The 7,729-nt window shown below is 42.6% G+C and carries 6 protein-coding genes, 5 tRNA genes and 1 pseudogene; 7 read left to right on the plus strand and 5 right to left on the minus strand.

The features are described from left to right. The coding region (locus tag L1D22_RS21775) for a helix-turn-helix domain-containing protein (RefSeq protein ID WP_239830001.1) at positions 1–194 on the minus strand (194 nt) is incomplete at its 3' end. A 346-nt stretch (positions 195–540) separates the two neighbouring features. Here L1D22_RS21775 and L1D22_RS21780 point away from each other — a divergent pair. From L1D22_RS21780 to L1D22_RS21805, 6 genes are all read left to right on the plus strand, one after another. Continuing rightward, the gene (locus L1D22_RS21780) at positions 541–2,166 is read left to right on the plus strand and encodes a methyl-accepting chemotaxis protein (RefSeq protein WP_239831218.1); all 1,626 of its coding nucleotides are present in this window, start codon (positions 541–543) and stop codon (positions 2,164–2,166) included. 235 nt (positions 2,167–2,401) lie between these two features. After that, positions 2,402–2,477, plus strand: a tRNA-Phe gene (locus L1D22_RS21785). A gap of 56 nt (positions 2,478–2,533) precedes the next feature. Continuing rightward, a tRNA-Thr gene (locus L1D22_RS21790) sits at positions 2,534–2,609 on the plus strand. Between the two features lie 24 nt (positions 2,610–2,633). Beyond that, positions 2,634–2,709: transfer RNA gene (locus L1D22_RS21795), tRNA-Asn, on the plus strand. A gap of 36 nt (positions 2,710–2,745) precedes the next feature. Then, positions 2,746–2,821, plus strand: a tRNA-Thr gene (locus L1D22_RS21800). Between the two features lie 29 nt (positions 2,822–2,850). Next, positions 2,851–2,926 (plus strand) — tRNA-Asn (locus tag L1D22_RS21805). A 522-nt stretch (positions 2,927–3,448) separates the two neighbouring features. On the opposite strand, the gene L1D22_RS21810 is transcribed toward L1D22_RS21805, so the two are convergent. The 3 genes from L1D22_RS21810 to L1D22_RS21820 form a co-directional block, all read right to left on the minus strand. Further along, complete coding sequence (locus L1D22_RS21810) at positions 3,449–4,462, minus strand: IS110 family transposase (RefSeq protein ID WP_239831219.1); 1,014 nt, start codon at positions 4,460–4,462, stop codon at positions 3,449–3,451. Positions 4,463–4,567: 105 nt separating this feature from the next. Further along, a complete protein-coding gene (locus tag L1D22_RS21815; RefSeq protein ID WP_017079303.1) occupies positions 4,568–4,963 on the minus strand; it encodes a DUF2391 family protein in 396 nt (131 codons plus the stop codon). Positions 4,964–5,768: 805 nt separating this feature from the next. Then, positions 5,769–6,928, minus strand: a protein-coding gene (locus L1D22_RS21820) for an IS3 family transposase (protein ID WP_239831220.1) whose coding sequence is annotated in 2 segments (ribosomal slippage) — positions 5,769–6,670 and positions 6,670–6,928 — 1,161 coding nt in all. Because the reading frame shifts where the segments join, the coding sequence is not laid out codon by codon here. A gap of 36 nt (positions 6,929–6,964) precedes the next feature. Here L1D22_RS21820 and L1D22_RS21825 point away from each other — a divergent pair. Further along, a pseudogene (locus L1D22_RS21825) lies at positions 6,965–7,489 on the plus strand (IS630 family transposase); the annotation flags it as partial. 10 nt (positions 7,490–7,499) lie between these two features. On the opposite strand, the gene L1D22_RS21830 reads toward L1D22_RS21825, so the two are convergent. After that, on the minus strand, positions 7,500–7,729 hold a 230-nt coding region (locus L1D22_RS21830), incomplete at its 5' end, for a transposase (protein ID WP_239831221.1).

Genomic DNA, 7,729 nt, shown 5'->3' on the forward strand with positions numbered 1-7,729 from the left:
TTCTCTTGAAGTCCTTCAAGACCATTGTCGAGATATGCTTTGACCCATTTATTGACGCTTACTCTGCTAACTTTAAGGTACTTAGCTATTTGAGTGCGACTTTTACCGTCAACAAAATGAGAAACGGATAAATAACGCATTCTAAGCCGAGCATTGGATGTGGAATTAATCAGACTCGGAAAATCATGCTTCATAAGGACTCCTTTTAAGAGTCCATATTAGATCACAAAATTAACGGAATTGGTATAACCTTAATAATCCCTATAAAGCCCCCTCTTCACACTCACGACAATGGCTTCTTCTTAATTAACTTCCCACGAACTCGCGCCCCAAACTCCGTCAATTCACCAAACTAACACTTTTAAAACTCGTTCATAGTCACACAAAAATAAACAAGCTCACGTTCTGTTACTTTTTTTTCTTCGTAAATTTAATCTTCATCATGTTTTGATATCTTTCTGATATCTGCCCTACACGACTTAGATTAAGATTCGATGAAATATACCTAATACTTATTATTGAATCGCTGCGCGGGGAAATATGAAATTAAAAACGCAAGCTTACTTATTATCGGGCATCATCTTGATCGCCTTGCTAGCGCTGACTGCTACTGGTTTATGGACCTTGAGAGTCGCTAGCAACATGGACAACAAAGCTCGCGTTACAGAGCTATTTAAGAGTGCATACAGCATTCTTACTGAAGTCGAGAAAATGGCTATTGATGGAACTCTAGAAGAGCAACAAGCGAAACGACTTGCTACTCGCCTACTGCGTAACAACATCTATAAAGACAATGAATACGTCTACGTTGCAGATGAAAACATGACGTTTGTCGCGACACCGCTAGATCCACAGCTGCATGGAACCAGCTTCAATGACTTTAAAGACGGTGACGGAAATAGCGTGGGCCAGCTTATACAAAGAGTACTTGGCAATCGTACTGGACAGATCGTTGAATACACCTGGACGCAAAAGCTGCCAGACGGAACCATTGAAGAAAAGCTGTCTATTGCAGAAAAAACACCACACTGGGGTTGGGTTGTCGGCACAGGTATCGGCTTCAACGAAGTTAACGCTCGTTTCTGGTCTACCGCTCAATGGCAGCTATTCCTTTGTGTCGTGATTGCAGGCCTTATTCTATCGAGCTTAATCGTATCCATTAAACGCATGCTAGCACTTCTTGGTGGCGAGCCTAAAGATGTAAGAGAAGCAGTACAAGCTGTCGCAGAAGGTCGTATTCAAACCTCTTTCGAAACTCAAGCGATCAACGGCAGTATCTACCACGCTGTTCAGCAAATGAGTAAGTCGTTAGCTGAACTAGTCTCAAACCTAAATGCTTCTATGTTGGCATTAAGAGGCGAATTACAGCGCGTGGAAGATCGTGCAGGTTCTATCGCTCAACTAACCGAAACTCAGCAACAATCAACTGAGATGATCGCGACAGCAATGACCGAAATGGCTTCTTCAGCTAACAATGTTGCTGATTCAGCGGGCGATACAGCGCGTAATACTGATGAAGCAGACAAACAAAGCCAGCATACCCAACGTCTTATTCACAACACAGTCGACAACATTCAAGGGCTAGCAGGCCAACTAGGTACAGCAAGTGAAGCTGTCGCTAACCTAGACAACGATGTAAACAACATTGTGAAAGTACTCGACGTTATCGGTGACATTGCAGAACAGACTAACCTATTGGCACTGAATGCCGCTATTGAGGCCGCACGAGCTGGCGAACAAGGTCGTGGGTTTGCAGTGGTAGCTGACGAAGTTCGTAACCTTGCAGGTCGAACGCAATCTAGTACCAAAGAAATCCAGTTGATGATTAATAACCTTCAAGAAGGCTCTCGTAACGCTATTCAGACCATGGAAGTGTGTGCTGCAACCAGTGAGAGCACCGTAACCGAGTCTCAAAATGCCTCTGAAGCGCTACAACAGATTGTTATCGCTCTGGAGTCTATTTCCTCGATGAGTCATCAAATCGCGACAGCAGCTGCTGAGCAGACTCAGGTAAGCGATGACATTTCAAAGCGCATCAACATGATCGAAGAAAGTGGCAACCAACTGAGTAATGTCGTGACAGAAAGTCACAACAGTACCCAAACCCTCGCCTCTCTTTCTAACGAATTAGAAGCTTGGGTTAATAGATTTGAAGTAAAACACTAAACTCTCGATAAAATTCTTAAGTACAAAAGCACGTTTTCATACGTGCTTTTTTTATTTCGGCACCCATTCAGTGTAGTTAATCTAAGTTTTACTATCTTTTAAGGCATGCTAGACCTAGGTTTTTCGTGCCAAATGAACAAAAACAACCCACTAAGTATAGAAAAACATCAAACAATACTTTTTTTGCAATTTAATGTTGACCCAGAACGCGAAAACACGTTTAATACACCTCGTCGCCCGGATAGCTCAGTCGGTAGAGCAGAGGATTGAAAATCCTCGTGTCGGTGGTTCGATTCCGCCTCCGGGCACCACAATTTATTTGTTGGTGTCTTAGACAACAACAGTAAAGCACAAAGAAATATTATGTGCCGACTTAGCTCAGTAGGTAGAGCAACTGACTTGTAATCAGTAGGTCACCAGTTCGATTCCGGTAGTCGGCACCATTTCTTTAAAGCTTTAAGAATAATTCCCCTTTAGTTCAGTTGGTAGAACGGCGGACTGTTAATCCGTATGTCGCAAGTTCAAGTCTTGCAAGGGGAGCCAAGTTAATCATCAAGCATAAGCTTTTTGATTCATGATGCCGACTTAGCTCAGTAGGTAGAGCAACTGACTTGTAATCAGTAGGTCACCAGTTCGATTCCGGTAGTCGGCACCATTCTCTTGATTAGAGACTAAACAATCAATTCCCCTTTAGTTCAGTTGGTAGAACGGCGGACTGTTAATCCGTATGTCGCAAGTTCAAGTCTTGCAAGGGGAGCCAATTAAAGAAAGCCGCATCACTGATGCGGCTTTTTTGCATCTGGATGTTCCTAACTTTTCAATGACTCCCCCTTCTCTTTCTAATACCTAATTCAATTCAGAAACCAACAGTTTTAAACACCCTTCAAAGCTCATCACGCTTTACTCTTTAATTCCGTTTTAACTCCCGCAACAACAGAGTATCTATTTGGTACAAAGAGCCAGTCATAACGAACCTGTTAGCTGCGTTATTGTTGAGGGACACTATGAGAATGAACAAGCTTTAGAACGAATCAAATAGACTCTAAATGTATGGTCCGCCCCGTTATTGCAACTACAATTAAGTAATAACGGAGTTGGTTTGCGCTAATGTATTCGGAGTCCTTGTTGGGAGCACTAGCTTCCCAGCTCCACGATGATATCCGCGCCAGATTATCCTTAAAAAGCCTAAAGCATTGATTGCTATTTTTTGTGTCAGGTTCTTAATCTGGCCGATTGACCGTTTTTGTCATCACGTTCATTGGCGTTGCAAACTTGGTTATAGCTAAACAGCCTGAAAAGCTTGGCGGTGGTATAACACCGCCCAAGCTATCCTCACTAGCTTGTTGGCTAATGCGACTACCACTACATTAAATGGTTTGGTGGCTCGTAGATTCACAAGCCACTCTCCGAACACTTTCCCTGTCGTCTTTAGTCTAGAGAGTACAGCTCTTGCCCCATGGACAAACAGAGTTCTGAGGTGTTTATTCCCTCGTTTACTCATACCAAGTAGCTTGGTCTTTCCTCCCGTTGAGAATTGCCTTGGCACAAGCCCCAACCAAGCCGCCATCTCACGGCCATTGGTAAAGTTACTCGGAGAGCTTACATCGGCAATACACAATGTGGAGGTAAGATCGCCAATTCCAGGGATAGTTTTTAATAATTGAGCATTTTCGTTGTTATTAACAATAGTTTGAAGCTTGATATCTTGAGTTTTGATTTGTTCATTAAGGTACTTGTAATGTTCGTGGATAGATATCAATTCACATAGCAAGCTTTTTGGTAATGAGACGGTTTGTTCTGCTAACCATTGAAACAAAGACTTCATCTTTGCATGCCCTTTGGGAAAGCTAAGGCCGAACTCAAGTAAGATCGCGCCGATCCGCGACATAGTGGCAGTTCTCTCCTTGATATAACTATCTCTGACTCGATGAATCGCAGCGATGACTTGAGCCTCTTCACTTTTTACAGCTACAAACCTCATGGTCGGTCGACCCGCAGCCTCTGCGATCGCTGAAGCATCGATGAAATCGTTTTTATTGCCTTTGACATAAGGCTTAACATACTGAGGAGGAATAAGTCGGGGTTGATGCCCAAACTCACTACACTTTCGAGCAAGCCAATGAGCACCGCCACAGGCTTCGAAAGCAATAGTTGTTGGTTCTATTTTACTAAGAAAGATTAAGAGTTGGTTGCGATTAAATTTACGACGAAGCACTTCCACTCCACAACGGTTATGTGCGATAGCATGGAAGCAATGTTTACCTAGGTCGATACCTAAAATATGAATAGAAGACATATGGTTCACCTCATTCTGAGAGCCTACTCTAAGCTTAAGGGCTTGAGAGTGAGGCGGACCATATAATTAAGCTCTGTTGGCTGTTCAAACTAAAATGATGTAGAGTCACTCTTTATCAAAACTATCCACTACAATCGCTCCCATAGACGCTGGCATGGAGATCACAATCACCCTTTTAATCGACACAATTGGATCGCTTAACAAAGGTAGCTTGTCCAAACAAGTCAGCACCAAAGCAACAACTAATGCCGTCATCACATAAGCAATAACGATTCGAAAAATAAACACTGGCAGGCGAGCAACAATATCTTTCTGAAATACACTCTCATAGGTATAAAAGCCAAGGAACACCGCTGACAATAGGAATAGCAATAATAAGTTAGCGGTGGGTAAGGTTTCCCCTAGTTTCCAGGCCTCTTCAGAAAAAGAAATCGGCACGGCCAAAGCAAAAGATCCAACAAAGATCTGGCTAGCATCTTCAAAGTTAAAACTTAATTTCATCGAGTTACCTTCAAGGCTTTAGGAATATGTCTAGTTACCGAAACTATCAATTCATGATCTTAGGGAATTTGGGCTACCAACTAACAAAGATAACTTTGCGTAACCTTATACTAGTATTATTTACCAACACACAACTTAAACTAGTAAACAGTAAACCAAATCACTAACGGACAAAGTTGTTTATCGCTGTAACCTATGATGACAAATTAATAACTGATATCGAGTAAATAAATACACTTCAGTAAAAGAAAACCCGAAAACGTCGCGAAGATAGTGTCGACTCTTCCTTTAAACCAAGATACGGGAGATGTTCTATCTAGTTGATTAATCGAATATTGTAATTTCAATCCTCAGTTATTCTAATCATTAACTGCCGACCAACACCTTGATAGTCACTTAAATACTATATCTAGAATTGTTAGCCTTTCCTAAGCCCATTAAACAAGGTGCTCAAATACGCTTCAAATGACTTTAGGGTTAATGCATGCTAGGAGTCGTTAATTAATACCGAAAAGCTCTACCGCGCTCTAAAGAGGTTTCTGACGCACAGCAAACTCTTATCTCCATTAGAAAATCCCAATCTAAAGGGTAGTCGAGTCCGTAGACAAGCACATTGCCAATATTAAAGAGTAATAATCATAACCTAACTGAAGTCATGATGGCACACCCCAAACGAAACTGGGCATTCCCTCTATCAATAGATCTTATATAGCGCTAAATAGTTAGGGATACTGTAGATGATCCAGCACAACTTGATTTACCAAGGGACAAACCCCATGACTCCACACTTTCGACTATGTAGTGGTCAACAAATTCCGGACACTGACTTAAGCCGATTTTCGGCATTTACTGGCGACAGCCCATCATTTGCTTGATGAGGCCGTTGCCGATTATAGTAACTCATCAGGTAATGGCTGATGTCTTTCTTAGCTTGAGCTTGTGTCAGGTAACCTGTTGCTGGTATCCACTCGGTTTTCAAGCTTCTAAATAACCGCTCCATAGGAGCGTTGTCCCAACAATTACCACGACGGCTCATGCTTTGAGTTATACGATATCGCCAAAGTCTTTGGCGATATTTACGGCTGCTAAATTGGCAACCTTGATCTGAATGGAACATCACGTTCTTCGGACATCCTCCTTGCTCCCAGGACATGTCCAAAGCTTTAGATACTAATTCGGTATCGGGCTTATCGGATAAAGACCCCCCCACAACGCGTCGGCTAAATAGATCAAGCACTACCGCTAAATAGGACCACTTCGAACCTGACCAAATATAAGTAATATCGCCACACCAAACACGATTCGGAGTACTCACAGAAAACTCACGCTTCAGTAGATTTGGAATGTCTAGCCTCTCGACTTTTGCATGTCTATATCGATGTGAACCTGGCTGTTTACTCATTGAATCAGCTTCACGCATTATCTGGCGAACCTTAAATCGTCCGGCTTTTAGGCCTTCTGCGCTCAGCATCGAGACAAGAGTACGACTACCAGCAGATCCTCGACTCATGTTGAAGAGTTCTTTAATTTGGCTAGCTAGACGAATGCGATTGGCATCCGGCTTGCGTTGCTTAAACTCGTAGTAACAAGACGAAGCTACGTTGAACAGCTCGCAAAGCATTTTGACCGATTCATGCTCCCTCAACTTGTCTATTAACGAGAACGTTCGAGTTCGTCCGACATTAAGAGAGCGGTGGCCTTTTTTAATATGGAGTTTTCTCGTTCTAACCGGTTAATCCGTGCTTCTAACTCTTGGATTTTCTTTTGCTCAGGCGTGAGAGTTTTGGTCGTTGGAGTAATCCCACCTCGCTCAACTTTAAGTTGGTCGACCCAGCGCCGTAAAGCTGTTTCACCTACGTCCATAGAGTTAGCGGCTTCAGGTATGGAGTACCCTTGGTCGAGAACCAAACTTGCAGCATCTATTTTGAACTCAGTAGAAAATGTACGTCGTTGTCGTTTTGTCATTGAACACCTCATTTATGGTGGAGACTTTACCACCTAATTTGGTGTCCAGGATCATTAGACCACTACACTACACATTATCACCCTGACTCTATCTATTACTTGCTTAATCACATGGGATTTTCTTGGATAACTTCACGCTCTAAACACCCTTCTCAATCTCAGCAAGTTCAAGACGATTTAAAAAAATTCAAAATAGAAACGATCCTTAAGATCCCGGGGCATATAGGGTTGGAATCGGTGGATGTCCGGTTTCAAGATGAGGCTCGATTCGGGCAGCAAAATACGACAACTCGCCTCTGGGCAGAAAGAGGCACCAGACCTCGTGCTGTCAAACAGCAGCAATTTGAGTATGCGTATTTGTTTGGCTCAGTCTGTCCATCAAAAGGCATTGGAGAAGCCATGGTTGTCCCTTGGGTAAACAAGGACACCATGATTGACCACCTTGCTCAAATATCAGAGGCAACAGAAAAAGGTCGTCATGCGGTTGTGATCATGGATGGTGCAGGTTGGCATACCGATGATATTGCTGAACAATTTTCAAATGTGAGTCTCGTTATACCAATTCCGTTAATTAACTTATCAAGTTTAACCAATCTCTAAAGCAGAGCGAGATCACTCTGCTTTTATCTTCACAAAACCGATTCCACGCTCTACATAACGTCTCTACGATATCGTCATAGTTTTCGAAGCACCTGTTTGCTACTTCATTTTGACGGAGCCAACTCCATACCTGTTCTATAGGGTTTAGTTCGGGAGAATAAGGTGGGATATGAATTATCGTAAGGTTCTCAAATTCATCTG

Origin of the sequence: Vibrio sp. Isolate34 (assembly GCF_022397915.1) — a bacterium.
In the GTDB taxonomy this organism is placed as follows: Bacteria; Pseudomonadota; Gammaproteobacteria; order Enterobacterales; family Vibrionaceae; genus Vibrio.

Bases quoted from the DNA above. Each gene is read 5' to 3' on its own strand.
- L1D22_RS21780 (WP_239831218.1), top strand. From the start codon at position 541: ATGAAATTAAAAACGCAAGCTTACTTATTATCGGGCATCATCTTGATC.
- L1D22_RS21810 (WP_239831219.1), bottom strand. From the start codon at position 4,462: ATGTCTTCTATTCATATTTTAGGTATCGACCTAGGTAAACATTGCTTC.
- L1D22_RS21815 (WP_017079303.1), bottom strand. From the start codon at position 4,963: ATGAAATTAAGTTTTAACTTTGAAGATGCTAGCCAGATCTTTGTTGGA.